The organism is Sphingopyxis sp., assembly GCF_041916015.1.
GTDB lineage: Bacteria > Pseudomonadota > Alphaproteobacteria > Sphingomonadales > Sphingomonadaceae > Sphingopyxis.
Genome location: NZ_JAYSAH010000073.1, coordinates 1 through 24263, shown reverse-complemented (window position 1 = coordinate 24263; position 24263 = coordinate 1). Strand labels below are relative to the sequence as shown.

Sequence of the window (24263 nt, the reverse complement as noted above, 5' to 3'; positions counted from 1 at the left end):
GCCGGATCAAGTCCGGCATGACGAAAAACCGGAGATAACGAATGACCTACGAGACCCTCCTCGTCGAACAGCGCGGCGCCGTCACGCTGGTGACGCTCAACCGTCCGCAAGCCTTGAACGCACTCAACTCCGGCGTGCTCGACGATCTGATCGCGGCCTTTGCGGCATATGAAGCCGACGACAGCCAGCGTTGCGCCGTGCTCACCGGATCGGGCGACAAGGCTTTCGCCGCGGGCGCCGACATCAAGGAAATGGCCGACAAGCCGGCGGCCGATTTCTACCTCGAAGACTTCTTCTCGAAATGGACGAGCGACTTCGTGAAGAAGGTCCGCAAGCCGTGGATCGCTGCGGTCAACGGCTTCGCGCTCGGCGGCGGGTGCGAACTCGCGATGATGGCCGATTTCATCATCGCGTCGGACAAGGCGAAATTCGGCCAGCCCGAAATCAAGCTCGGCGTCGCCCCCGGCATGGGCGGGTCGCAGCGGTTGACCCGCGCGGTCGGCAAGGCGAAGGCGATGGAAATGTGCCTGACCGGCCGGATGATGGACGCCGCCGAAGCCGAGCGTTCGGGCCTCGTCGCGCGCGTCGTCGACCATGCGACTCTGGTCGATGAAGCGGTAAAGACCGCCAGCCTGATCGCATCGATGCCGCCGATGGCCGCGATGGTGAACAAGGATATGGTCAACGCCGCGTTCGAAACGACGCTCGATCAAGGGCTGATTTACGAACGCCGCCTGTTCCAGATCCTCGCCGCGACCGATGACAAGGCCGAAGGCATGGCCGCCTTCATCGAAAAGCGCGAAGGCGTGTGGAAGGGGCGCTGACATGAAAATCGCATTCATCGGGCTCGGCAATATGGGCGGCGGGATGGCCGCAAACCTTGCGAAGGCAGGTCATGAGGTCCGCGCCTTTGACCTCAGCGAAGAGGCGCTGACGCGGGCGGTCGAGGCCGGTTGCGCACGCGCTGCGTCGGCCGCCGAAGCCGTCGCCGGCGCCGAAGCCGTCGTGACCATGCTCCCCGCGGGCAAACATGTCGCGTCGGTCTATGAAGCCGACGTCTTTCCGAACGCCGCGCCCGGCACCTTGCTGCTCGACTGCTCGACGATCGACGTCGCGACCGCGCGCGCGAATATCGAGGCCGCCACCGCCAAGGGCCTCGTCGCGGTCGACGCGCCGGTCTCGGGTGGTATCGCCGCCGCCAATGCGGGCACGCTGACCTTCATGGTCGGCGGCACCGACGAGGGCTTCGCGCGCGCCGAACCGATCCTTGCGAAAATGGGCAAGGCGGTGATCCACGCCGGCGGCGCCGGTGCGGGACAGGGAGCGAAGATCTGCAACAACATGCTGCTCGGTGCCTCGATGATCGCGACGTGTGAGACGCTCGCGCTCGCGCAGAAGCTCGGCCTCGATCCGCAGAAATTCTTCGACATCGCCTCGGTCAGCTCGGGCCAGTGCTGGTCGCTGACGAGCTATGCGCCGCTTCCCGGTGTCGGTCCGACCACCCCCGCCGACAATGATTACAAGGGCGGGTTCGCCGCGGCGCTGATGCTCAAGGATCTGCGCCTCGCGATGGAAGCGGCGGCGAGCGTCGATGCCGACGTTCCGATGGGAACGAAAGCGCGCGAGCTTTACGAGGCGTTCGTCGAGGCCGACAAGGACGGCCGCGACTTCTCCGCGATCATCAAAACGCTTCAGGGCTGAGGCCATACACCCGAGTTCGTTTGCATCGAGCGAAGTCGAGATGCGTCTGAGGCTGTGCCGGCGTGCCTCGACTTCGCTCGGCACGAACGGGAATTTGGGCTCGTTTCAGTAAAAGTCCGCCGTCTCACCACCATCAGCGCGCGCCGTGCGATGCATCTGCGTCGGCGCGTGGTGGTCGCCGGTTCTGATTTCCAGCCGGTCGCCGACCCGCCGCACCTCGGCGGGCGACAGGATGCGCGCGCGCGCGACACCGACCGCCGTCGCTTGCGGCACGGGCGCCGGCGATGCCGCGGCGTTACCGGCAAGGAGCAGGATGGCCGTCAGAAACATGGCGTTCATGCTCTGCCGTAACGGCCGCCCTCGCCATGGCTTTAACCCTGAATCGCGGATTTATCGGGCCGCGCGTGGCGGCATCGCCATAAAGGAATAGCCGCCCGCCCCGCGCCGGGACAGGCGGCTATCATTTCCTTATCGGCGAGGGGTCAGAAACCCGATTTCGCCTCGGCCTTTTCCTTGAGCAGCGGCGCGACGGCGAAGCCGTGCTTCTCCAGCGCCGCGGCGATCTTGTCGGTGCCTTCGATACCGGCCCAGAACATCGGGCCGCCGCGATAGACCGGCCAGCCATAGCCATAGATCCACACGACATCGATGTCGCTCGCGCGCTGCGCCTTGCCTTCGCTAAGGATCAGCGCGCCCTCGTTGACCATCGGATAGAGGGTGCGCTCGATGATCTCCTGATCGGTGATCTCGCGCTTCTCGACCCCCGCCCGCTTGCGGAACTCGGCGATGATCTCTTCGACCCGCGCGCTCGGCGTGGGGGTGCGCTTCTCGTCATAATCGTAGAAGCCCGCCTGTTTCTTCTGCCCCCAGCGGCCCTCGGCGCAGAGCGCGTCGCGGATGCTCTCGATGCGGTTGGGGTCGCGGTGCCAGCCGATATCGACGCCGGCGAGGTCGCTCATCTGGAACGGGCCCATCGGCATGCCGAAATCGGTGTGAACCTTGTCGACCTGCTGTGGGGTCGCGCCTTCGAGCAGCAGCTTCTGCGCCTCGATCTGGCGCGGCGCGAGCATGCGGTTGCCGATGAAGCCGTGGCAGACGCCCGCGACGACCGCGACCTTGCCGATCTTCTTGCCGATCGCCATGGCCGTGGCGAGTACATCGTCGGCGGTCTTGTCGCCGCGCACCACCTCGAGCAGCTTCATGACGTTGGCGGGCGAGAAGAAATGCATGCCAAGCACGTCGCCGGGGCGGCTGGTCGATGCCGCAATCTCGTTGACGTCGAGATAGGAGGTGTTCGACGCGAGGATCGCGCCGGGCTTGGCGATCTCGTCGAGCTTGCCGAAAATCTCCTTCTTGACGCCCATATCCTCATAGACCGCCTCGATGATGAGGTCGCAGTCGGCGAGCGCGTCGAGTTCGAGCGCGGGGGTGATCAGCCCCATCATCTGATCGACCTGCTCGGGCTTGAAGCGGCCCTTGGCGGCCGAGGCATCGTAATTCTTGCGCACGACGCCCAGCCCGCGGTCGAGCGCGTCCTGTTGCATCTCGACGATCGTGCAGGCGAAGCCCTTTTGCAGGAAGTTCATCATGATGCCGCCGCCCATCGTGCCGGCGCCGATGATGCCGACGCGCTTGATATCGCGCAGCTTGATGTCCTTGGGCAGGCCATCGATTTTCGCGGCCTGGCGCTCGGCGAAGAAAATGTGGCGCTGCGCCGCCGACTGGCTGCCCATCATCAGCTTCATGAATTCCTGGCGTTCGAAGGCGAGGCCCTCGTCGAAGGGCAGCCGCGTCGCCGCCTCGACGCAGGCGAGGTTCGCATAAGGCGCCTCGAAACCGCGCCAGCGCTTGGCGTTCGCCGCCTTGAGCTGCTCGATCACCGCGACATCGCCGAACACCTTGCGCTCGCGCGTCGGGCGCGGGCCGTCGGCGATCTTCGCGCGGGCAAAGGCGATCGCGTCGGCGGCGAGGCTGTCCTCGCCCGCAAGCTCGTCGACGAGGCCGAGCTCCTTCGCCTTGGCGGCGGGAAGCGGTTCGCCGAGCGAGGTCATCGTCGCCGCGGCCTCGACCCCGACGACGCGCGGCAGGCGCTGCGTGCCGCCCGCGCCGGGGAGCAGGCCGAGCTTGACCTCGGGGACGCCGAGCTTCGCCGACGGGACAGCGACGCGATAATGGCAGACGAGCGCGGTCTCCAGCCCGCCGCCGAGCGCGGTGCCGTGAATCGCCGCGACGACCGGCTTCGACGCCGCTTCGATCATGTTCAGCACCGCGTTGAAATCGGGGCCGCGCGGGGCCTTTCCGAATTCGCTGATGTCGGCGCCGGCGATGAAGGTCGCGCCGTCGCAGCGCAGCACGATCGCCTTGACGCCGTCGTCGGCGAGCGCGGCCTCGAAATTGTCCTTCAGGCCCTGACGGACGTGCCACGAGAGCGCGTTCACCGGCGGATTGTTGACGACGACGACGGCGACGTCGCCGTCCTTCTGCATCGTCACGCTGACGGGGGTTTCATCGGACATGGGAGAACTCCTTCAATCAATGGCCCGTCCGCGCGCGGCGAACGGAAAGGGGTGTTGCATTTCAGTCGTCGAGCGCGGCGTGGACGAGGGTCTTGACCTCGCGCCGCACGGGATAGGTGGAGGAGGGCATGAGCTGAGTCATGAAGACCATGCAGATTTCCTCGACCGGATCGACGAAGAAGCCGGTCGAGAACATGCCGCCCCAATAGAAGTCGCCCGCCGACCCCGGAATGCCCGCGGCCGCGGGATCGAGCGTCACCGCGAAGCCGAGGCCGAAGCCGACTCCGGCATTCTCGTCTTCCGAAAAGATGCCGACGCTGTGCTGCGTCAGGTCGCCGCCGCCGACGAGATGGTTCGACGTCATCAGGTCCAGCGTCTTGCGGCTGATGATGCGCGTATCGCCCAATTTGCCGCCGCCGAGCAGCATCAGGCAGAAACGATGATAGTCGTGGAGCGTCGAGGCGAGCCCGCCGCCGCCCGAATGGAAGCTCCTGTCCTTCGCCCAGCGGCTGCGGTCGCCGGCGTCGAACTGCTGCATCTTGTCCTTCGGGTGAAAGGCATAGGCGTCGGTCAGCCGGTGCTGCCGGTCGGCGGGCACCTTGAAGCCGGTATCGACCATGCCGAGCGGCCCGAAGATGCGCTCTTGCAGCACCTCGGCAAAGGGCTTGCCCTCGATCCGCTCGATCACCGCGCCGAGCACGTCGGTCGCCATCGAATAATTCCAGTGCGCGCCGGGATCGAATTGCAGCGGAATCTTCGCCAGCCCCTCGATGAAGCTGTCCATCGTGAAGGCGGCGTCGAAATCGTCGATCTTGGTCTTGCGATAGGCGGCGTCGACAGGCGTGCGCTCCTGAAAGCCATAGGTCAGCCCGGAGGTGTGGCGGAGCAGGTCGACCATCAGGATCGGGCGCGCGGGCGGGCGCGTCAGGAAGGGGACGTTGCCGCCTCCCGCGACGAAGACACCGGTGTCCCTGAACTCCGGGCAATATTTCACCAACGGATCGCTGAGCGCGACCTTGCCCTCCTCGACCAGCATCATGAAGGCGATACTGGTGATCGGCTTGGTCATGCTGGCGATGCGGAAGATCGCGTCCTCCTTCAGCGCTTCGCCCGGCCGCGCATCGCCGATGCACGACAGATGCGCGATCTCGCCGCGCCGCGACACCAGAGTCGCCGCGTGCGGCAGGCGGCCGCTGTCGACATATTTCGCTTGCAGGAAAGCCGGGATGCGGTCCAGCCGCTTGGTATCGAAACCGTGACCCATATTGTCTTCGTCCTAGTGCGAGGTCTGACCCAGAAGCTGGCGCGTCACCGGGTGCGAGCTGGTGAGGCCGCCATCGACTGCGATCGCCTGTCCGTTGACATAGCTTGCCTGGTCGCTCGCAAGGAAGAGCGCGACGTTCGCCAGCTCCTCGGGCTGTGCGGCGCGGCGCAGCGGATTGAGCTGGCCGAGCTTGTGCGTGACCTCCTTCGCCTTGGCATAGTCGAAGGTCGGCTTGGTCATCCCGGTCTCGGTGAGGCCGGGGCATACCGCGTTGACGCGCACGTCGCTCGTCGAAAGCTGCTGCGCCGCGACCTTGGCAAGGTTGATGACCCCCGCCTTCGACGCCGAATAGGCGCCCGGACCGGCGCCCGAATTGAGCCCTGCGACGCTGGCCGTCAGCACGATCGCGCCGCCGCGGCCCTGATCGACCATTGCCTTCCCGGCATGCTTCACCATCAGTGCCGGGCCGATCAAATTGACGCGCAGCGTCTCGGCCCAGGCGGCGGGGTCGAAATCGAAAATGCCGCCCATGTCGCCGATGATCCCGGCGTTGGCGAAGGCGACGTCGAGGCCGCCGTAGGTTTCCTTCGCGGTGGCGACGAGCTTTGCGACATCGGCCTCGACCCCGGCGTCGATCTCCAGCGCGACGGCCTCGCCGCCCGCGTCCTTCACCGCCTTGGCGGTGTCATGCACCGCCGCCGTCTTGTCGCCGATGACGAGCTTCGCGCCCTCGGCGGCGAAGCGCAGCGCGCTCGCGCGGCCGATGCCGCTGCCCGCGCCGGTGATGATCGCGATCTTGCCGTCCAATGCGCCCATCATGCGCCTCCCGAAATTGTGGCCCCGCCATCGCAGACGATGGTCTGGCCGGTGGTGAAAGCCCCCGCCTTGCTGGCGAGGAAGACCGCGGCGCCCGCGATCTCGTGCGGTTCGCCGATCCGCTTCAGCGTCGATGCGGCGGTCGAGCGCCGCAAATTCTCTTCATTTTCCCAGAGCGCGCGCGCCATATCGGTGCGGATCAGGCCCGGCGCGATGCAATTGACGCGCACGCCGGCCTCGCCGAGTTCGACGGCGAAGTTGCGCGCCATCTGCATGTCGGCGGCCTTCGAGATGCAATAGGCGCCGATGATCGGCGAACCTTTCAGGCCGCCGATCGAGCTGATGATCGTGATCGCGCCTTCGCCGCGCGCGACCATCTCGGGCGCGACCATGGAGATCAGCCAGTGGTTGGACAGGATGTTGTTGTCCATGATCTTGCGGAACTGCTCGTCGGCGATGCCGAGGCCGGGGCCGTAATAGGGGTTCGACGCGGCGTTGCAGACGAGCGCGGTGATCTTGCCGAAGCTTTTGCGCGTCGTATCGACGAGATTCTGCAAATCCTCCTTCGACGAGATGTTCGCCGGAACTGCGATCGCGGTGCCCTCGCCGAAGCGCGCGTTGATGTCGGCCGCCGTCGCCTCGCACGCGTCGGCCTTGCGGCTCGAGATCACGACTTTCGCGCCCTGTTCGGCCATCGCTTCGGCGATCGCCTTGCCGATGCCGCGCGACGATCCGGTGATCAGCGCGACCTGACCGCTCATATCGAAAAGGCTCATGCTCCGGCTTTCTTTGCAAAGTCCCATGCTTTTTGCGCGAGCGGGAGGACGCGTTCGGACATCGCCTTGGCATGGGCCGAGGAGGCGGTGCCGTCGATGACGCGCTTCTTGATCCCCTGCATGATCCCGGCGAGGCGGAAGAAATTATAGGCGAAATACCAGTTCATGTCGGGCACCCCGTCACGGCCGGTGGCAGCGCAATAGCGTTCGACGACCTCGTCGAGCTCGGGGATGCCGAGGCCCACGCGGTCGAGGTCCATGACGCCCGACCGCCCGCCATTCTCGGTCACCCACGCCATTGCGACATAGGTGAAATCGGCGAGCGGATCGCCGAGCGTCGAAAGCTCCCAGTCGAGCACCGCGAGCACCTCGGGCCGGTCCTTCGCATAGATCATATTGTCGATGCGGTAATCGCCATGGACGACGCTGGTTCGGGTCTGCTCGGGCAGGGTTGCGGGGAGCCAGGCGATCAGCTGCTCCATTTCGTCCATCGTCTCGGTCTCGGAGAGCTTGTACTGCTTGGTCCAGCGGTCAACCTGGCGGCCGAAATAATTGCCGGGCTTGCCGAAGTCTGACAGCCCCGCCGCCTCGACATCGACGCTGTGCAGCGCGGCGAGCGTATCGATCATCGCATCATAGGTGGCGCGGCGGTTCCCGGGGGTCGATCCGGGCATCGATCCGTCCCAGATGGTATGGCCGTCGACCATGCCCATGACGTAGAACCAGCTGCCGACCACATCGTCGTCGGTGCAAAGTCCATATTGGCGCGCGACCGGAAAGCCCATCTTATAGAGGCCGGCCTGCACCTTATATTCACGGTCGACCGCGTGCGCCGAAGGAAGCAGCGGGCCGAACGGCTTGCGGCGGAGGACGTAGTTCCCCGAAGGCGCCGAAATCTTGTAGGTCGGGTTCGACTGGCCGCCCGCGAACTTGCTCTGCGTCAGCGGACCCTCGAAACCCTCGACATTCGCTTCCATCCACGCCGTCAGCTTCGCCTCGTCGAGGACGTCGGCGCCTTCAGGCGCAACCGTGCCGCTGAAGGCCTTCTGCGCGTCGAGACCCGTCGTCATCGGTCGAACACGATCACCGACCGCGCGGCATCGCCTTTCTTCATCTTGTCGAACCCTTCGTTGATTTTTTCGAGCGGAATCGTTTCGGCGACGATGCTGTCGAGGTCGAGCAGCCCGCGCAGGTAGAAATCGACGAGGCGCGGAATATCGACGGGGAAGCGGTTGCCGCCCATGATCGCGCCCTGCAATTTCTTGCTGGCGAGCAGGTCCATCGCGCTGAGCCCGACCTTTTCCGAAAGCGGCATCATGCCGAGGATCGTCGCGGTGCCGCCGCGGCGCAGCGAGGCGACGGCGAGGCTGGCCGAGGCCGGACGGCCCACGGCCTCGATCGCGTGATCGACGCCGCCCCTGGTCAGCTCGACGATCTGCTTCGCGGCATCGTCGGCGAGCGCATCGACGACGTCGGTTGCGCCCAGCTTCTTCGCGAGTTCGCGTTTCTCGGGAACCGGGTCGGCGGCGATGATCCGGCCCGCGCCGGCGATCTTCGCGGCGTTGATCGTGGCGAGCCCGACGCCGCCGCAGCCGACGACGGCGACCGTTTCGCCAGGCGTCACCTTGCAGGCGTTGAAGATCGTTCCCGCGCCCGTCGTCACCGCGCAGCCGATCACCGCGGCGCGGTCGAGCGGCATGTCGGGGTCGATCGCGACGCAGGCATGTTCGTGGACCAGCATCACCTCGGAAAAGGCCGAGAGATTGAGCATCTGGTTGACCGGCGATCCGTCGGGGCGCGTGATTCGCGGCGCCGACCCGACGGCGCGGCGCGTGTCGCCGCCCATGCACAGCGACATGCGGCCGCTGACGCAGAATTCGCAATGGCCGCAGAAGGCGCTGAGGCAGGTGACGACCGCGTCGCCCGGCTTCACCGTGCGCACCTCGCTGCCGACCGCTTCGACGATCCCCGCCGCCTCATGGCCGGGAATCGCGGGCAGCGGATGCGGATAGGCGCCGTCGATGAAATGCAGGTCCGAATGGCAGAGGCCACACGCTGCGGTGCGGATGCGCACCTCGTGCGGGCCGGGCTTGTCGACGATAATCTCTTCGATCTGCAGCGGTTTGCCCGGTTCGATCAGGACGGCGGCTTTGGTCATCACAATCTCCGTTCGTCCCCCTCCCGCTTGCGGGAGGGGCTAGGGGAGGGCATGTCGAACTCGAAGCGGAACAGGCCCTCCCCCGGCCCCTCCCGCAAGCGGGAGGGGAGGCTAGCGCGAAACCCCGATATCGCCCGACGAAAAGCCCGGATCGCTCGCGGGCGCATGCTTGGCGAACTCGATCCGCGCGATCGCGCGCGCGTGCACCTCGTCGGGTCCGTCGGCGAGGCGCAGCGTGCGCTGGCCGGCGTACATCTTGGCGAGCCCGAAATCGTCGCTGACGCCGCCGCCGCCATGCGCCTGGATCGCATCGTCGATGATCTGCAGCGCCATGTTCGGAGCCTGCACCTTGATCATCGCGATCTCGGCCGCGGCCGACTTGTTGCCGACCTTGTCCATCATGTCGGCGGCCTTGAGGCAGAGCAGCCGCGTCATTTCGATGTCGATGCGCGCGCGGGCGATGCGCTGTTCCCAGATGCTGTGCTCGGCGATCGTCTTGCCGAAGGCGGTGCGCGACTGGAGCCGCTTGCACATCTTTTCCAGCGCTTCCTCGGCGGTGCCGATCGTGCGCATGCAATGATGGATACGGCCCGGCCCGAGGCGTCCCTGCGCGATCTCGAAGCCGCGGCCCTCGCCGAGCAGCATCGCATCCTCGGCATTGACGCGCACGTCCTTGAGCTCGATTTCCATATGGCCGTGCGGTGCGTCGTCATAGCCGAAGACCGGCAGGAAGCGCTTGATGTGGATGCCGGGCGTGTCCATCGGCACCGCGAGCATCGACTGCTGCGCGTGGCGCTTGGCGCCGAAGTCGGTCTTGCCCATCACGATCGCGACCTTGCAGCGCGGATCGCCCGCGCCCGACGACCACCATTTGGTGCCGTTGATGACATAATCGTCGCCGTCGCGCTCGATCCGCGTCTCGATATTGGTTGCGTCGGACGAGGCGACCGCGGGTTCGGTCATCAGGAAGGCCGAGCGGATCTCGCCCTCCATCAGCGGCTTCAGCCATTTGTCTTTCTGCGCGCGCGTGCCGTAGCGGTGGAAGACCTCCATATTGCCGGTGTCGGGCGCCGAGCAGTTGAACACCTCGCTCGCGAAGCCAACGCGGCCCATTTCCTCGGCGCAGAGCGCATATTCGAGGTTGGTGAGGCCGGGGCCCTCGAATTCGAACGTCTCGTCGACATGGTGGTGTGCGCCGCTGCGCGGCGGCATGAACAGGTTCCAGATGCCCGCGGCCTTCGCCTCGGCCTTCAGGTCCTCGACGACCTGGATCACCTTCCAGCGATCGCCCGCGGCGTCCTGTTCCTTGTAGGTCGGATAAGCGGGGCGGACCTTGCGCTCGATGAACTCGCGGACCCGGCCCTGCCAATGTTTCTGCCGGTCGGTAAGATCGAACTCCATGCGCCTTCCTTCCCTTTACGTTTACGTAAACCTTTGGACCGATTCGCCGGCCTTGCCAAGTCCCGCCGCCCATAAAATTGCTCGCGTGAGGGATGCGGCGCAATCTTCCGTTACGGCGCCCGGCCTTCGCGGTCGGCGGCGGCCGCGAGCTCGGCGAGCCGCGCCTCGTGGCTCGCGCGGTCGATCGCATAGCGGCTGAGCCCCGTCGCGGCCGCGGCGGCGATCAGCACCATCAGCGCGGCGAAAATCCATCCCATCGTCGCCGCGGCGCTCGCGGGCCAGTCCTCGGGTTTCACCTGCCCGCCGAGTCCCACATAGGCGACGAGCTGGCCGACGAGAAAGATGCCCAGCGCCTGCCCGAACTTCTGCACCATCAGATAGCCGGCGAAGAAGACCCCTTCGATCCGCGTGCCATGCGCGACCTCGTGCGCCTCGACGATCTCGGCGACCATCGACGAGGAGGAGATGTTGGCGACGATCTGCCCGAACAGCGCCACGGTCATCAGCGCGAGCAGCAAGGTCATCGACGTCCAGCCGCCGAGCTCGGGCCACCAGCCGAGATTGCGCGCCGCATAGGGAAGAAAGGCGACTACACCGCTCAGCAGCACCGCACCGATCGCGGTGTCGCGCTTGCCGAAGCGGCGATGCGCGATTCCCACCATCGCAAAGGCGCCGAACACCGCGATCGCGAGGCCGAGCGGATAGAGGCGGAGCTGCGCGTCGGTGAGTTGCCAGACATAGAGCATCATATAGTTGATCGCGGCGATCGTCGTCGCATAGCCGGTGATGATGAACAGCGCGCCGCCCGCCAGCGCGACGAAGGCCGGGTTGCGAAAGGCGAGCGCGATATCGGCGAGCATCGACTTGCCGTGCTGCGCCTTGGCCGCGACCGGCAGCGACAGGATGCGCCGCTGCTGGCCGAGCGCCGAGCCGAGCGTCGTCAGCAGGATCAGCACCGCGCCGAACAGCCCGAAGGCGGTGTAGCCCGCGGGATCGAGCAGCCCGCTCTTCGCCGGATCGTCCGATTTCAGGAAGACATTATAGGCGAGCGCGGTCGCCAGCAGCCCGCCGAGCCAGCCGAAGAGGAAGCGGTAGCGCACCAGCGTGGTGCGCTCGTCATAATCGCGCGTCAGTTCGGCGACGAGCGAGATCGACGGAATCTCGCATGCCGAAACGAGGATGCGCACCGCGACGACGTTGAGCATGAGGCCGAGCGTCGAATGCTTCGCGATGTCGGGCGAAACCCAGAGCAAGGCCCATGCGATCGCCATCGGCAGCGCGGCACCATAGAGCCAGGGCAGCCGCCGCCCGAGCCGCGTCCGGGTCGCGTCGGACAGGCGGCCGATCAGCGGATCGGCCATCGCATCGACGAACATCGCCCCGATCAGTACGAGCGACACGGTGCGCGGATCGAAGCCGAGCACCTGATTGTAATAGAGCATGAAGAAGGTGGTGAGCCCCGCCTCCTTGATCCCGAGCGTAACCGACCCGAGCCCGTGCGCGAGCTTGATCCGCGCCGGCAGCGCATGGGAGGCCGGCTGTGCGGTCATCGCCGATCGCCGCTTTCGGCCGCGGCAAGCGCGGCGACACGCGCCTCATGATCCTCGCGGTTGATCGGATAATAGCGGAAGATCAGCGAAGAGAGGATCGCGGCCAGGATGACCAGCACGCAATAATAGAAGGAGAAATTGTCGATCACGCTTTCGGGCACCTTCGCGGGATCGGCCTTTTCGGGAATCCCGGCGAGATCGACGAGCAGTCCGGTGGCGAAGATGCCGAGCCCGGTCGCGCATTTCTGCATGAAGAAATTGCCCGCGAAGAAGGTGCCCTCGCTGCGGCGCCCGGTTTCGACTTCCGACGCCTCGACGATGTCGGCGATCATCGACCCGCCCGAGATCATCACCGAAACGCTGAACAGGTTGGCGAGGAAGAAGAAGACAAACAGCCCGGCGGTCGAAGCCGTGCTCCCCTCGACGGGCCACAGGTGGAGGTGGCGCAGCACGAAGGGCGTGACCCAGAAGATCATGCCGATCATCCCGCCCGCGATCGCGGTGGTCCGCTTGCCGAAGCGCTGGTGCGCGGGACCGACGAGCAGGAAGGTGCCGACGACGCTCGCGAACAGCACCCATGGATAGATCATGAAGGCCTCGGGCGAGAAGCGCCAGATGAACAAATAGAGATAGTTGGAGATGGAGAAGGTGATCCCCTGGCTCGTATAGGCGATCGCTCCTGCCGCGAGCAGGATCAGGAAGGCCGGATGAGTCAGCGCCTCGCGGATTTCGCGAAAGGCGGTGACGGGGCTCAGCGCAGAGGGCTTGCGATCGGGCCAGCGCGCCGCCCAGCGATGCTGTCCCGCCGCGGAGACCAGCACCGTCGCGGCCATCAGCAACCCGCCGAACAGGCCATATTGATAATAGCCATCGACCGCGAGCAGCGACTTTGCGAGGAAGACGTCATAGGCGAGGAACAGCATCAGCAGCCCCCCCGCCCAGCCGAACAGATAGCGATAGCGCATCAGCGTCGTGCGCTCGTCATAGTCGCGCGTCAGTTCGGGGAGCAGCGCGACCGACGGCACTTCGCAGCAGGAGACGAGGCTGCGCACGATCACCGCTACGCTGACGAGGTGCCAGAAGCCCGGCGTTGCGCCGGCCTCGGGCGTCCACAGCGCGAACCAGGCAAAGGCGAGCGGGATCGGTGCGATATAGAGCCACGGCAGCCGCCGGCCCCAGCGCGTGTGCGTCTGGTCGGACAGATAGCCGATCACCGGGTCGACGAAGGCGTCGAGGACGAGCGCGAGCATCAGCGCCAGGCTGACGAGCTTCGCGTCCATGCCGAGCACCTGATTGTAGAACAGCAGCAGGAAGGTCGAAAAGCCGTTGTCCTTGATGCCATAGGCGACGCTGCCGAGCCCGTGATACAGCTTGAGTTTCAGCGGCAGACGCGCGGGCGCCGGCGTCGCGGCGCTCACGCCGCGGTTCCGGCCTTGGCGGCTTCCTCCATTGCGGTCAGCGCATCGAACATTCCCGGTTCATTGGGGTCCCAGGCATGGCGCTGGCCGATCGTCAGGCCGCCATCGACGAGCATATGCGTGCCGGTCATGAACGATGAATCCTCGCTCGCCAGATAGGCGACGGCGTTGGCGATATCCTCGGGCTGGCCGCCGCGCGCGACCGGCTGCGCGTGCGCGCTCATGTCGGCGATGATCGCCTTGGCGGCGTCCTTGCTTTCGTCGGGTACTTCGAGCGACGAGGTGAAGATATTGGTGTTGATGAAGCCGGGACAGATCGCGTTCACCCGGATGCCATATTGGGCAAGGTCGGTCGCCGCGACCTTGGTTAGGTGGAGCACGCCCGCTTTCGCCACCGCATAGGCGGTCGGCGAATAGCCCGCGCCGAGCGCCGCGACGCTGGCGGTGTTGACGATGCTCGCGCCTTTCCGGCCCTTCATGTGCGGGCTCGCATAGCGGATGCCCATCGCGACCGATTTCAGGATCAGGTCCATCGAGCGGTCCCAGCCTTCGGGGGTGATCTCGTCGATCGGGGCGCGGTCGCCGCCCGCGGCGGCGTTGTTGAAGACGATGTCGATCCCGCCCGCCTTTTCGGCGGCGGTGTTCATCAGCGCCTCGATGTCGGCGGGCACGGTCACGTCGCAGCGGACGAAATCGATCTTGCCGTTCGACTGCTCGGCGAGCGCCTTGCCGCCCGCTTCGTCGATGTCGGCGGCGAAGACATGCGCGCCTTCGCCCGCGAGTTTCAAGACCGCCGCCTTGCCGATGCCCGATGCCGCGCCGGTGACCACGGCGACCTTGCCTGCGAATCGCATATCTCTGCTCTCCCGTTTTCTTTTGCCACCTAGCTTAGGCGCCAAAGGTGACGCGTCAACGGCGGTCGATCCGACGTTACGGCGCCGTAACGGCAGGTATGTCCAATCAAGTTGACGCTTGCGTAAAGTAGCAGTCAGGCCTTAGTTTCGGGATCAGAAGAGGAGCCTTGAAGATGAGCGATCTGGACGCCTTCCGCGCCGAAGTGCGCGCGTGGCTGGAAGCCAACTGCCCCCCCGAAATGCGCGAGCCCGTCCGCGACGAAGGCGACGTGTGCTGGGGCGGCCGCAAATGGGTGTTCAAGAACGACGCCCAGAAAGCGTGGCTCGAAGCCTGCGTGTCGAAGGGTTACACGGTCCCCGACTGGCCGAAGGCCTATGGCGGCGCCGGCCTCTCGCCCGAAGAGACCAAGATCCTCAAACAGGAAATGAAGCGCATCAACGCGCGTTCGCCGCTCGACAGCTTCGGCATCTGGATGCTCGGCCCCGCGCTGCTCCAGTTCGGGACCGAGGAGCAGAAGGTCCATTATCTGAACCAGATCGCGCGCGGCGAAATTCGCTGGTGCCAGGGCTATTCGGAGCCCGGCTCGGGCAGCGACCTCGTCAGCCTGCAGACCTTCGGCGAGGAAGTTTCTGATCCGGTGGGGGGCGATCACTGGGTCGTCAACGGGTCGAAGATCTGGACCAGCTACGCCGACAAGGCCGATTGGATCTTCTGCCTCGTCCGCACCGACAAGGCGAATAAATATCAGGGCATCACCTTCATGCTTTTCGACATGGAGAGCAAGGGCGTCACGACCAAGCCGATCCTGCTGATCAGCGGCAACTCGCCCTTCTGCGAGACCTTCTTCGACGATGTCGAGGTGCCCAAGACGCAGTTTATCGGCGAGATCAACCGCGGCTGGGACGTCGCCAAATATCTGCTCGGCCACGAACGCGAGATGATTTCGGGCGGCGGTGCGGGCGGCGACATGGTCAGCATCGGCGGCGCCTTCGCCAAGGCGATCGGCAAGAACGACCATGGCGAGCTCGACGACCCGATCCTGCGTGCCGAGATGGCGGCGTTCGACGTCGACGTCTTTGCCTATCGCGCGATGGGCGAGCGCTTCATGGATATGTGGAAGACCGGCCGCGCGCACCCTGCGTCGTCGAACATGATGAAATATGTCGGCACCGAGCTCAACAAGCGCCGCCACGAGCTCGTCATGGCGGGCGGCGGCAGCGACGCGCTCGAATGGGACAGCGAGGAGAGCAAGGGCGGCGCCCGTGCGCGTACCTGGCTGCGCACCAAGGCCAATTCGATCGAAGGCGGCACGAGCGAAGTCATGCTCAACGTCATCGCCAAGCGTATCCTCGACCTGCCCGGAGCCTGACCCATGCCTTTGTATCACAACGACGACCAGGCGATGCTCAAGGACAGCGTCGCCCCCTTCGTGGCCGAACAGGCCCCCGTTTCGCATCTGCGCAAGCTGCGCGATGAGGCCGACGCGACAGGCTTCTCGCGCGACCTCTGGGCCCAGTTCACCGTAATGGGCCTGCCTGGGATGCTCGTTCCCGAGGCGCACGGCGGGCTCGGCATGGGGCATATGGAGGCGGGCATCGTGCTCGAGGAAATCGGCCGCAACCTGACCCCGTCGCCTTTCCTGTCGACCAGCGTCGGCGCGGTCGCCGCGCTCGCGAAGGCGGGCGGCACGCAGGCGGGCCGCTGGCTCCCCGCGATCGCGGGCGGCGAAGCGATCGTCGCGCTCGCGATCGACGAGGGCGCCAAGCACCGTCCCGACCGCATCGCGACCACCGCGACGCGCGCGGGCAACGGCTTCCGCCTCGACGGCAAGAAAAGCTTCGTGCTCCACGGCCATGTCGCCGACATGAGCATCGTCGCGGCGAAGACCGACGGCGGCATCACCCTGTTCGCGGTGCCGAAGGATGCCAAGGGCCTGACCGCCGACCCGCGCCGCCTCGTCGATTCGAGCCTCGCGAGCCATGTCACCCTCGACGGCGTCGCGGTCGATGCCGACGCGGTGATCGGCGAAGTCGATGCCGGCGGCGAGATCCTCGACGCGCTGCTCGCCGCAACACGCACCGGCGCGGCCGCCGAAATGGTCGGCGTCGGTCAGGGCGCAATGGACATGACGGTGAATTACCTCAAGGAGCGCAAGCAGTTCGGCAAGCTGATCGGCGAGTTCCAGGGCCTCCAGCACCGCGCCGCGCATCTCTATGGTGAGATGGAAGTCGCGCGCGCCACCGTGATGAAGGCGCAGCAGCTCCTCGACGAGGGCAGCGAAGGCGCCAAGCTGATGGTCTCGGTCGCCAAGGCCAAGGCCGGCCGCGCCGCGAACCTCGCGGTGCGCGAGGGCGTGCAGATGCACGGCGGCATCGGCATGACCGACGAATATGACATCGGCCTCTATATGAAACGCGACCGCGCGCTCGCCGAATATATGGGCGACGTGCATTATCACATCGACCAGGTCGCCCGCATGAACGGATATTGAGTTGAACCCATCCCCTCCCGCAGGCGGGAGGGGCAGCGAGACTTACCGGCTTGCCGGCTAGTCGCAGCGGGGAGGGCCTGCAACATGCCCCACCCCAACCCTCCCCTAAAGGGGAGGGAGTCGAAAGGATGATCCTATGAACCTCACTGACATGTTCGGCCTCGACGGCCGCATCGCGCTCGTCACCGGCGGCTCGCGCGGCATCGGCAAGATGATCGTCGAGGGCTATCTCGCCGCGGGCGCCGCGCGCGTCTACATCTCGGCGCGCAAGACCGCGCAGATCGAGGAAGCCGTCGCCGATTTCGAGACGCGCTATCCGGGCAAGGTCATCGGGCTCCCCGTCGACCTTTCGACCGTCGAGGGCTGCCGCGCGCTGGCAAAGGAACTCGAGGCGCGCGAGGAACGGCTCGACATCCTCGTCAACAATGCCGGTGCCGCATGGGGTGAACCGTTCGAGGGCTTCCCCGAGGCGGGCTGGGACAAGGTGATGGACATCAACGTCAAATCGCCCTTTTTCCTCACGCAAGCGCTCCACGGCCTGCTCAAGGCGGGCGGCAGTGCCGAACGCCCCGCGAAGGTGATCAACATCGGCTCGATCGACGGCATGCGTCTCAACCCGTGGGAAACCTATAGCTATCACGCGTCAAAGGCGGCGATCCTCTATCTGACCAAGCGCCTCGCGGCGCGGCTGGTGACCGACAATATCCTCGTCACCGCGATCGCGCCGGGCGCCTTCCAGTCGGACATGAACAAGGCCGCGCGCGACCATGGCGACTCGGTCGCGAAGAGCATCCCGGTCAAGCGCATCGGCGTCCCCGAGGATATGGCCGGCGCCGCGATCTTCCTCGCGTCGAAGGCAGGCGACTATGTCGTCGGCGACACGATCGCCGTCGATGGCGGGCTGGTCCACGGCGACCTCAAGACCAGCATCGACGCCTGACCGCCTTCGTTTCGATCGTCACCCCAGACTTGATCCGGGGCCCCGCTAATCGCCTTCAAAGAAGCGGGATGCCGGGTCAAGCCCGGCATGACGAAAAAGGGGCGAGATTGACTCGGCTCGCCTCAAGGTGTATTATTTAACTAATGCACCAAGGAGATGTGCCATGCGCTTTGCCTTTCTGATTCCCCCGATGATGCTCCTCGCCGCCTGTGGGCAGGGCGGGGACAAGAAGGATCAGCCCGAGGTTTCGATCAACGCCGGCGACGGCAAGGGCGGTGTCCAGATCAGCACCGGCAAGGACGGCAGCGGCCGGATCAAGATCGGCGGCGAGGGCGCCGGAATCGACATGAAGCTCCCCGATTTCGCCAACCTCGACATCGAGGGCGATTTCGACATCGACGGGGTGAAGCTCTATCCCGGCAGCAAGGTCACGACCGTTAACGTCGATGCGAACGCCAGGGACGGCAAGGACGACGCCAAGGTCGAACTTGGCTTCACCTCGCCCGCGGCGCCGGCCAAGGCCGCCGACTGGATGGCGGGTGAGTTCGCCAAGAAGGGCGTGAAGATCACCCGAACCGGCGACACGCTCGCGGGCAAGAGCAGGGACGGCGACGATTTCACGATCGACTTCGCCCCCGACGGCGCGAATGCCAAGGGCAAGGTTCTGATTACGAAGAGCTGACGTCTACGCCTTCGTCATTGCGAGGAGCGAAGCGAAGCAATCCAGAGGCGCGTAAGCCGCCCTGGATTGCTTCGCTTCGCTCGCAATGACGCAGTGATAACATCTACCCGCTGTTCCTGAGCGCCGTCGCGATCGCATTGATCGTGAGCTGGATTCCCTCGGCAACGCGTGGGTCGGTTTCGCCCGCGCGGTGGCGCTTCATCAGTTCGATCTGCAGCAGGTTGAGCGGCTCGATATAGGGCAGGCGCAGCCGGATCGATGCCTCGAGCGCCGGATTCTTCTCGAGCAGCCGGGTCTGCCCGGTAATCGCGAGCAGCCCGTCGTGCGCGCGATGCCAGCCGTCGCGGACCGCGGTGAAGATCGCCTCATGCCCTTCGACGTGACTCGCCAGTTCGGCATAGCGCGCCGCGATCCCCATGTCGGATTTGGCGAGCACCATCTCCATATTGCCGAGCAGCGCCGCGAAGAAGGGCCAGCTTGCCGCCATGTCGGCGAGCAGCGCCTGATCGCCGAAGTCCGCGAAGGCCTCGCCCGTTCCGTACCATCCGGGCAGCATCGTGCGCGCCTGCGCCCAGCTGAACACCCAGGGAATCGCGCGCAGATCCTCGATCGCGGTCGATCGGGTGCGGCTCGACGGGCGCGATCCGATCTTGAGCGTTGCGATCTCGGCGATCGGGGTCATCGCGCGAAAGAAATCCTTGAACGCCGGCGTGTCGTAGACGAGCCCGCGATAGGCCGCGAACGCCGTGTCCGACAGCGCGTCCATCGCCGCGGTGAAGCGCGCGCAATCGGCGCCCGCCGGTCCTTCGGGTTCGAGGCTGGCGAGCAGGCTCGCCGACACCATCGCCTCCAGATTGGTCGCCGCGCTGTCGGCGGTGCCATATTTCGCCGCGATCACCTCGCCCTGTTCGGTGATGCGGATGCGGCCCTGCACCGTCCCCGCGGGCTGCGCGCGGATCGCTGCGAAGGCGCTGCCCCCGCCGCGCCCGACCGCGCCGCCGCGGCCGTGGAACAATTGCATCGCCGTATCGGCGGCCTCGAACACCGGGGTCAGCGCCGCCGACGCCTGATGCAGCCCCCAGGTCGAGGTCAGGTAGCCGCCGTCCTTGTTCGAATCCGAATAGCCGATCATCACTTCCTGATGCCCGCGCGCGGCGACCTGCGGCGCGATTTCGGGCAGCGCGAAGTATCGCGCCATGATCGCGGGCGCGTCGCCCAAGTCGGCGATCGTCTCGAACAGCGGCACGACCATCAGCGTGTCGCTGCCTTCCGCCGACCACAGCCCTGCCTCGCGCGCGAGGACATGGACCTCGAGCAGGTCGGACAGGCTTTCGGCCTTGGAGATGATCCATTGCACGATCGCGTCGCTGCCCAGCCGCGCGCGGATCGCGGCGGCGGCGTGGACGATCGCGAGTTCGCCTCGAGTTTCCTCGCTCCATTGATGCCACGGCGCGGCGAGCGGGCGGTTGACCGCGAGCTCGCGGCGGAGCAACGCGACGCGCGCTTCCTCGTCCAGCGCCAGATAATCGTTTTCGACCCCGGACACCTTCAGCAGTTCGGCGAGCACCCGCTCGTGCACCGCGCTGTTCTGCCGCATGTCGAGCGTCGCAAGGTGAAAGCCGAACACCTCGACCGCGCGGATCAGCCGTCCGAGCGCGCCGATCCCGCCGAGCTGGCCTTCGCCGCTCGCCGACAGCCCGGTCGCGATCGTCAGCAGGTCGCGGCGGAAATCGGCCGGCGCCGGATAGGCTTCGCCCGCCAGCGCCGACGGGCGCGGCGGCGCCTTGCCGACGATAGTCGCATAGGTCGCGCAAATCCGCGCATAGATGCCCGACAGGGCGCGGCGATAGGGCTCGTCGCGGCGGCTCGGCGCGGTGTCGCCGCTCGCCTCGGCAAGCACCTCGACCGCCGCCGGCACCGGCGCCAGTCCCGACGACACCGACAGTTCGGCGCCGAGCGCGTGCACCGCGTCGGCATAGTGGCCGAGCACTGCCGCCGCATTGCGCGCCGTTGCCATGTGCAGCGTTTCGGCGGTGACGAAGGGGTTGCCGTCGCGGTCGCCGCCGATCCAGCTCCCGACGCGCAGGAAGCTCGCAGGGCGCGTCCCCAGCTCCTTTCCCCAGCGCGCATAGAGCCGCGGCACCACGGGCAGGAAGACATCGCGCAAATAGGTCAGCGCATTGTCGATCTCGTCGGCGACGAACAGTTTTTCGGTGCGCAGCGGGCGCGTCTGCCACAGCAGCACGATCTGCCGCCGGATCGCCTCCTCGACGGCATCGCCTTCGGGGGTCTCGTCCTGCCCGGCGTCGCGCAGCGTCATCAGCTCGGCGATACGGTTCTTGTGGTCGAGCACCGACTTGCGCCGCACCTCGGTCGGGTGCGCGGTCAGCACCGGCGCGACGAGCGCGGCGTCCAGCAGCGCGGCAACCGCATCGCTCTCGATCCCGTCGGCGCGGAGCTTTTCGAGCGCTGCCGCGACGGTCGCCTCGGGCTCGGCGGCGACCCCCTGCCGGTCCTCGGCAAGGTTCGCCAGCATCGAAAACAGCATGAAACCGCGCACGAAAGCGATCGTGTCGTCGAGTCCCAGCGCGTCGAGCCCCGGATCGATCGCCTCGGCCCCGGCGATGCCGCGGTGCCGGTCGACGCTCGACGATCTTATATATTCGGTCTGCCGGAACAGCTTCTCGCCGCCATAAGCGCGAATGACGTCGCCCAATATCCGCCCGAGATAGCGGATGTCGGGATTTTGCGAGATCTGGATCGGTGGGCCCATGAGCCCAGCTTGCTGCACCTGCGAAGGCGCAGGGTCAAGTCGGAGGACGCGCGCGCATAGCTATGCGCGCGCGTTCCTTTCCTTCATCAGCGCGTCCGCACCATCACCAGCGTGCCGAGATCGACCCGCGGGCGGCCGTCGAAGGTCACGCCATTATGGGTGTCGGTGATGAACATCAGTCTCCCCGACGCATCGGTGATCCGCGCCGACACCGCATAGCGCCCGCGCGCGTCGAGCTTGCGCTGGTCGATGGTCAGCGAAAAGGCAAAGGGCACCTGCCGCCCGTCGGCGGTGAACGCCTGCTGCGCGATCGTCTTCGACGGTGCGTCCATCAGGCTGACGTCGCTCAGCGTGACCTCGACCTGCGCCGTCGGGGGCAGCGCCATGCGTTCGCGATAGGTGATGCTGCCGGTGACCGACACCGGCTCTTCGGACGGCGGCATCAGCGTCGCGCAGGCGGCGAGCGGGAGGGTGGCAAGGCTGAGCGCAAGGGCGCGTGCGGAACGGACCATGGTGGTTCTCCTGTTTCTGAAGGGTTGGCGGCCCATTGGATGCGTGCAGGTGAACTTACGCTGTCTGTCCCGTTCGGGTTCCGGTCAGCCTTCCAGCTCGACATCCCAGTACAGCCAGTCGATCCAGCTTTCATGGAGATAGTTCGGCGGGAAGCAGCGGCCATTGTCCTGCAGCTGCCAGCTCGTCGGGCGCCACGGCTGCTGGTGCAGCGGCATATGCGCCTGCTGCGGCGTCCGCCCGCCCTTCTTGAGGTTGCACGGCGCGCAGGCGGTCGCGACATTCTCCCACGTCGTGCGCCCGCCGAGCCGGCGCGGGACGACATGGTCGAAGGTCAGGTCCTTCCCCGACCCGCAATATTGGCACGCGAAGCGGTCGCGCAGGAACAGGTTGAAGCGCGTGAACGCCGGATATTGCGACGGCTTCACATATTGGCGGAGCGCGATCACGCTCGGGATCGGCATCGTCCGCGTCGGCGAATGAATCTCGCGCTCGTAATTCTCGACGATCGTGACGCGGTCGAGGAAAACCGCCTTGACCGCGGTCTGCCACGGCCACAGGCTCAGGGGGTAGTAACTGAGCGGCGTATAGTCGGCGTTCAACACCAGCGCAGGACAGCTATCGGGATGCCGGGCAAGATCGGGATGGAACATGGCTTGGTAACGCAGCCCCCATTGCTTCACGGGATGGCGCGCCACTGCCTCCCGCACGTGACACCGTCATTACATGACGCATCAGATTCTGGCGTCAAGGGGGCATCTTCCGCAAGATATGGAATGATTCCCCTGCCCCCCGCACAGCATATGGATTCCTCTCCCCGGCCATGCTGACCCGCTTCGCGCCCAGCCCGACCGGCGAGCTGCATCGTGGCCATGCCTATAGCGCCGTACTCGCGCATCGCGCGGCGCGTGAAGCCGGCGGCGCTTTCCGCATCCGCATCGACGATATCGACGGCAGCCGCTCGCGCGAGGACTATGTCGCCGCCGCGCTCGCCGATCTTGCCTGGCTCGGGCTCGACCGGGACGGCGATCCGGTGCGCCAGTCGGCGCATCTCGGCGACTATGCGGCGGCGCTGGAGGATCTGCGCGCGCGCGGCCTCGTCTATCCCTGTTTCTGCACCCGCGCCGATATCGCCGCCAGCCTCTCGGCTCCCCACGGTCCCTCAGGGGCGATCTATCCGGGCACGTGCCGCGATCTCGCCGAAACCGAGCGCGCGCGCCGCATCGCCACAGAGCAGCATTGCTGGCGCCTCGACATGGCGCGCGCCGTCGCGCTCGCGGGCGATCTGCGCTGGGAGGAGCAGGGGCAGGGGCCACGCCGCGCCGACCCGCTTGCGCACGGCGACGTCGTCCTCGCGCGCAAGGATGCGCCCGCCAGCTATCATCTCGCGAGTACGATCGACGACGCCGCGATGGGCGTCACCCATGTGATCCGCGGTGCCGACCTGATCGCCTCGACCGACGTCCACCGGCTGCTTCAGGCGCTGCTCGGGCTGCCGACGCCGCTCTATCGCCATCACGCGCTCGTCTGCGGCCCCGACAGCAGGCGCCTCGCCAAGCGCGATGCCGCCGCCTCGCTCGCCGCGCTGCGCGAAGCCGGCGTCGATGGGCGTGCGCTCGCCGAAGATTTGCGGCAGGGGCGGCTTCCCGCTGGCTATTCGCTGCAAAATCCCTAAAGTGGAGGGATGCAGATTATTCTCGTCCTTGCGGTCGTCGCGGCCGCCGGCCTCGTCCTCTTCTCGCTCGCGCGCGGGCTCATCTATTTTGCGCAGGGGCACCGCGCGGCGATGAACGGCACCGTCCACGAAAATCAGGTGATGCAGAACAAGATGATGATGGCCCGCGTGAAATGGCAGGCGATCACCATCATCCTGCTCATCATCATCGGCCTGACCGCCGCCGGCTCTTGAACAAATGCGGCACCGGCCCACGCCCCCACCCGGCCTCCCAAACAGCGTAACATGTCATTGGGAGGCCGGGTGGGGGCGTGGGCCGGTGCCGAGCCCCCGCTAGGAATATGGTCAAACTCAACAAGATCTACACCCGCACCGGCGACGACGGCACCACCGGCCTCGTCGATGGCTCGCGCATCGCCAAGTCGGCGCCGCTGATGACGGCGATCGGCGACGTCGACGAAGCGAACAGCGCGGTCGGCCTCGCCGCCGCCGCGCTCGATCCCGCGAGCGACGAGGCGGCGATGCTGTCGCGTATCCAGAACGAGATGTTCGACCTCGGCGCCGACCTCGCGACCCCGCCCGACATCCAGTTCGGCTTCGGTCCGCACGAGATGGCGCTGCGCATCGTGCCGAGCCAGATCGCGCGCCTCGAGGACGAGATCGACCGCATGAACGACCGTCTCGACGCGCTTAAAAGCTTCATCCTGCCCGGCGGAACCGAGGCGGCGGCGCGCCTG

At 66.3% G+C, this 24263-nt stretch carries 23 protein-coding genes; 9 read left to right on the top strand and 14 right to left on the bottom strand.

The genetic code is table 11. The features are described 5' to 3' along the window. Positions 1 to 41 precede the first annotated feature (41 nt). Positions 42 to 824, top strand: a complete 783-nt coding sequence (locus ACE3SL_RS10335; RefSeq protein WP_374525651.1) for an enoyl-CoA hydratase-related protein — start codon at positions 42 to 44, stop codon at positions 822 to 824. A 1-nt stretch (position 825) separates the two neighbouring features. Continuing rightward, a complete protein-coding gene (gene mmsB, locus ACE3SL_RS10330) occupies positions 826 to 1701 on the top strand; it encodes a 3-hydroxyisobutyrate dehydrogenase (RefSeq protein WP_374525650.1) in 876 nt (291 codons plus the stop codon). A gap of 105 nt (positions 1702 to 1806) precedes the next feature. Here the strand turns inward: mmsB and ACE3SL_RS10325 are convergent, their stop codons facing one another. The 11 genes from ACE3SL_RS10325 to ACE3SL_RS10275 all read right to left on the bottom strand — a co-directional run bounded on the left by ACE3SL_RS10325 (position 1807) and on the right by ACE3SL_RS10275 (position 14454). Beyond that, a complete protein-coding gene (locus tag ACE3SL_RS10325; RefSeq protein ID WP_374525649.1) occupies positions 1807 to 2040 on the bottom strand; it encodes a hypothetical protein in 234 nt (77 codons plus the stop codon). A gap of 143 nt (positions 2041 to 2183) precedes the next feature. Further along, a complete protein-coding gene (locus ACE3SL_RS10320; protein ID WP_374525648.1) occupies positions 2184 to 4217 on the bottom strand; it encodes a 3-hydroxyacyl-CoA dehydrogenase NAD-binding domain-containing protein in 2034 nt (677 codons plus the stop codon). A gap of 61 nt (positions 4218 to 4278) precedes the next feature. Continuing rightward, entirely contained in the window at positions 4279 to 5481 is a 1203-nt protein-coding gene (locus tag ACE3SL_RS10315; RefSeq protein ID WP_374525647.1) for a serine hydrolase domain-containing protein, read from the bottom strand. 12 nt (positions 5482 to 5493) lie between these two features. Further along, positions 5494 to 6297: an SDR family NAD(P)-dependent oxidoreductase gene (locus ACE3SL_RS10310; RefSeq protein WP_374525662.1), complete on the bottom strand. Its 804-nt coding sequence runs from the start codon at positions 6295 to 6297 to the stop codon at positions 5494 to 5496. Beyond that, complete coding sequence (locus ACE3SL_RS10305; RefSeq protein ID WP_374525646.1) at positions 6297 to 7073, bottom strand: SDR family NAD(P)-dependent oxidoreductase; 777 nt, start codon at positions 7071 to 7073, stop codon at positions 6297 to 6299. Before ACE3SL_RS10305 ends, ACE3SL_RS10310 begins: the two co-directional genes overlap by 1 nt. After that, positions 7070 to 8143 (bottom strand): phosphotransferase family protein, encoded by a 1074-nt coding sequence (locus ACE3SL_RS10300; RefSeq protein WP_374525645.1) that lies wholly within the window; start codon positions 8141 to 8143, stop codon positions 7070 to 7072. The genes ACE3SL_RS10305 and ACE3SL_RS10300 overlap by 4 nt, the downstream gene beginning before the upstream one ends. Then, positions 8140 to 9231, bottom strand: a complete 1092-nt coding sequence (locus ACE3SL_RS10295; protein ID WP_374525644.1) for a Zn-dependent alcohol dehydrogenase — start codon at positions 9229 to 9231, stop codon at positions 8140 to 8142. Before ACE3SL_RS10295 ends, ACE3SL_RS10300 begins: the two co-directional genes overlap by 4 nt. 111 nt (positions 9232 to 9342) lie before the next feature. Further along, on the bottom strand, positions 9343 to 10632 hold the full coding sequence (locus ACE3SL_RS10290) for an acyl-CoA dehydrogenase family protein (protein ID WP_374525643.1): 1290 nt from the start codon (positions 10630 to 10632) through the stop codon (positions 9343 to 9345). Between the two features lie 110 nt (positions 10633 to 10742). Beyond that, positions 10743 to 12182 carry an MFS transporter gene (locus tag ACE3SL_RS10285; protein WP_374525642.1) on the bottom strand — a complete coding sequence of 480 codons (1440 nt, stop codon included), beginning with the start codon at positions 12180 to 12182 and terminating at the stop codon, positions 10743 to 10745. After that, positions 12179 to 13600: an MFS transporter gene (locus ACE3SL_RS10280; protein ID WP_374525641.1), complete on the bottom strand. Its 1422-nt coding sequence runs from the start codon at positions 13598 to 13600 to the stop codon at positions 12179 to 12181. Before ACE3SL_RS10280 ends, ACE3SL_RS10285 begins: the two co-directional genes overlap by 4 nt. Further along, a complete protein-coding gene (locus ACE3SL_RS10275; RefSeq protein WP_374525640.1) occupies positions 13597 to 14454 on the bottom strand; it encodes an SDR family NAD(P)-dependent oxidoreductase in 858 nt (285 codons plus the stop codon). Before ACE3SL_RS10275 ends, ACE3SL_RS10280 begins: the two co-directional genes overlap by 4 nt. Positions 14455 to 14627: 173 nt before the next feature. Between ACE3SL_RS10275 and ACE3SL_RS10270 the strand changes: the two genes are divergently transcribed. From ACE3SL_RS10270 to ACE3SL_RS10255, 4 genes are all read left to right on the top strand, one after another. After that, the gene (locus ACE3SL_RS10270; RefSeq protein WP_374525639.1) at positions 14628 to 15824 is read left to right on the top strand and encodes an acyl-CoA dehydrogenase family protein; all 1197 of its coding nucleotides are present in this window, start codon (positions 14628 to 14630) and stop codon (positions 15822 to 15824) included. Between the two features lie 3 nt (positions 15825 to 15827). After that, positions 15828 to 16946 (top strand): acyl-CoA dehydrogenase family protein, encoded by a 1119-nt coding sequence (locus ACE3SL_RS10265; protein WP_374525638.1) that lies wholly within the window; start codon positions 15828 to 15830, stop codon positions 16944 to 16946. Positions 16947 to 17082: 136 nt separating this feature from the next. After that, on the top strand, positions 17083 to 17886 hold the full coding sequence (locus ACE3SL_RS10260) for an SDR family oxidoreductase (RefSeq protein ID WP_374525637.1): 804 nt from the start codon (positions 17083 to 17085) through the stop codon (positions 17884 to 17886). Positions 17887 to 18049: 163 nt separating this feature from the next. Beyond that, positions 18050 to 18568 carry a hypothetical protein gene (locus ACE3SL_RS10255; protein WP_374525636.1) on the top strand — a complete coding sequence of 173 codons (519 nt, stop codon included), beginning with the start codon at positions 18050 to 18052 and terminating at the stop codon, positions 18566 to 18568. 103 nt (positions 18569 to 18671) lie between these two features. Here the strand turns inward: ACE3SL_RS10255 and ppc are convergent, their stop codons facing one another. The 3 genes from ppc to ACE3SL_RS10240 form a co-directional block, all read right to left on the bottom strand. Beyond that, positions 18672 to 21341: a phosphoenolpyruvate carboxylase gene (gene ppc / locus ACE3SL_RS10250; RefSeq protein WP_374525635.1), complete on the bottom strand. Its 2670-nt coding sequence runs from the start codon at positions 21339 to 21341 to the stop codon at positions 18672 to 18674. Between the two features lie 86 nt (positions 21342 to 21427). After that, a complete protein-coding gene (locus ACE3SL_RS10245) occupies positions 21428 to 21853 on the bottom strand; it encodes a YbaY family lipoprotein (RefSeq protein ID WP_374525634.1) in 426 nt (141 codons plus the stop codon). 84 nt (positions 21854 to 21937) lie between these two features. After that, a complete protein-coding gene (locus ACE3SL_RS10240; protein ID WP_374525661.1) occupies positions 21938 to 22504 on the bottom strand; it encodes an HNH endonuclease in 567 nt (188 codons plus the stop codon). Between the two features lie 170 nt (positions 22505 to 22674). On the opposite strand from ACE3SL_RS10240, the gene gluQRS reads away from it, so the two are divergent. From gluQRS to ACE3SL_RS10225, 3 genes are all read left to right on the top strand, one after another. Beyond that, on the top strand, positions 22675 to 23526 hold the full coding sequence (gluQRS, locus tag ACE3SL_RS10235; RefSeq protein WP_374525633.1) for a tRNA glutamyl-Q(34) synthetase GluQRS: 852 nt from the start codon (positions 22675 to 22677) through the stop codon (positions 23524 to 23526). 9 nt (positions 23527 to 23535) lie between these two features. Continuing rightward, positions 23536 to 23760, top strand: coding sequence for a hypothetical protein (locus tag ACE3SL_RS10230; RefSeq protein WP_374525632.1), 225 nt, complete (start codon positions 23536 to 23538; stop codon positions 23758 to 23760). 107 nt (positions 23761 to 23867) lie between these two features. Continuing rightward, positions 23868 to 24263, top strand: a 396-nt coding sequence (locus ACE3SL_RS10225; protein WP_374525631.1) for a cob(I)yrinic acid a,c-diamide adenosyltransferase, incomplete at its 3' end; no start/stop codon positions are given.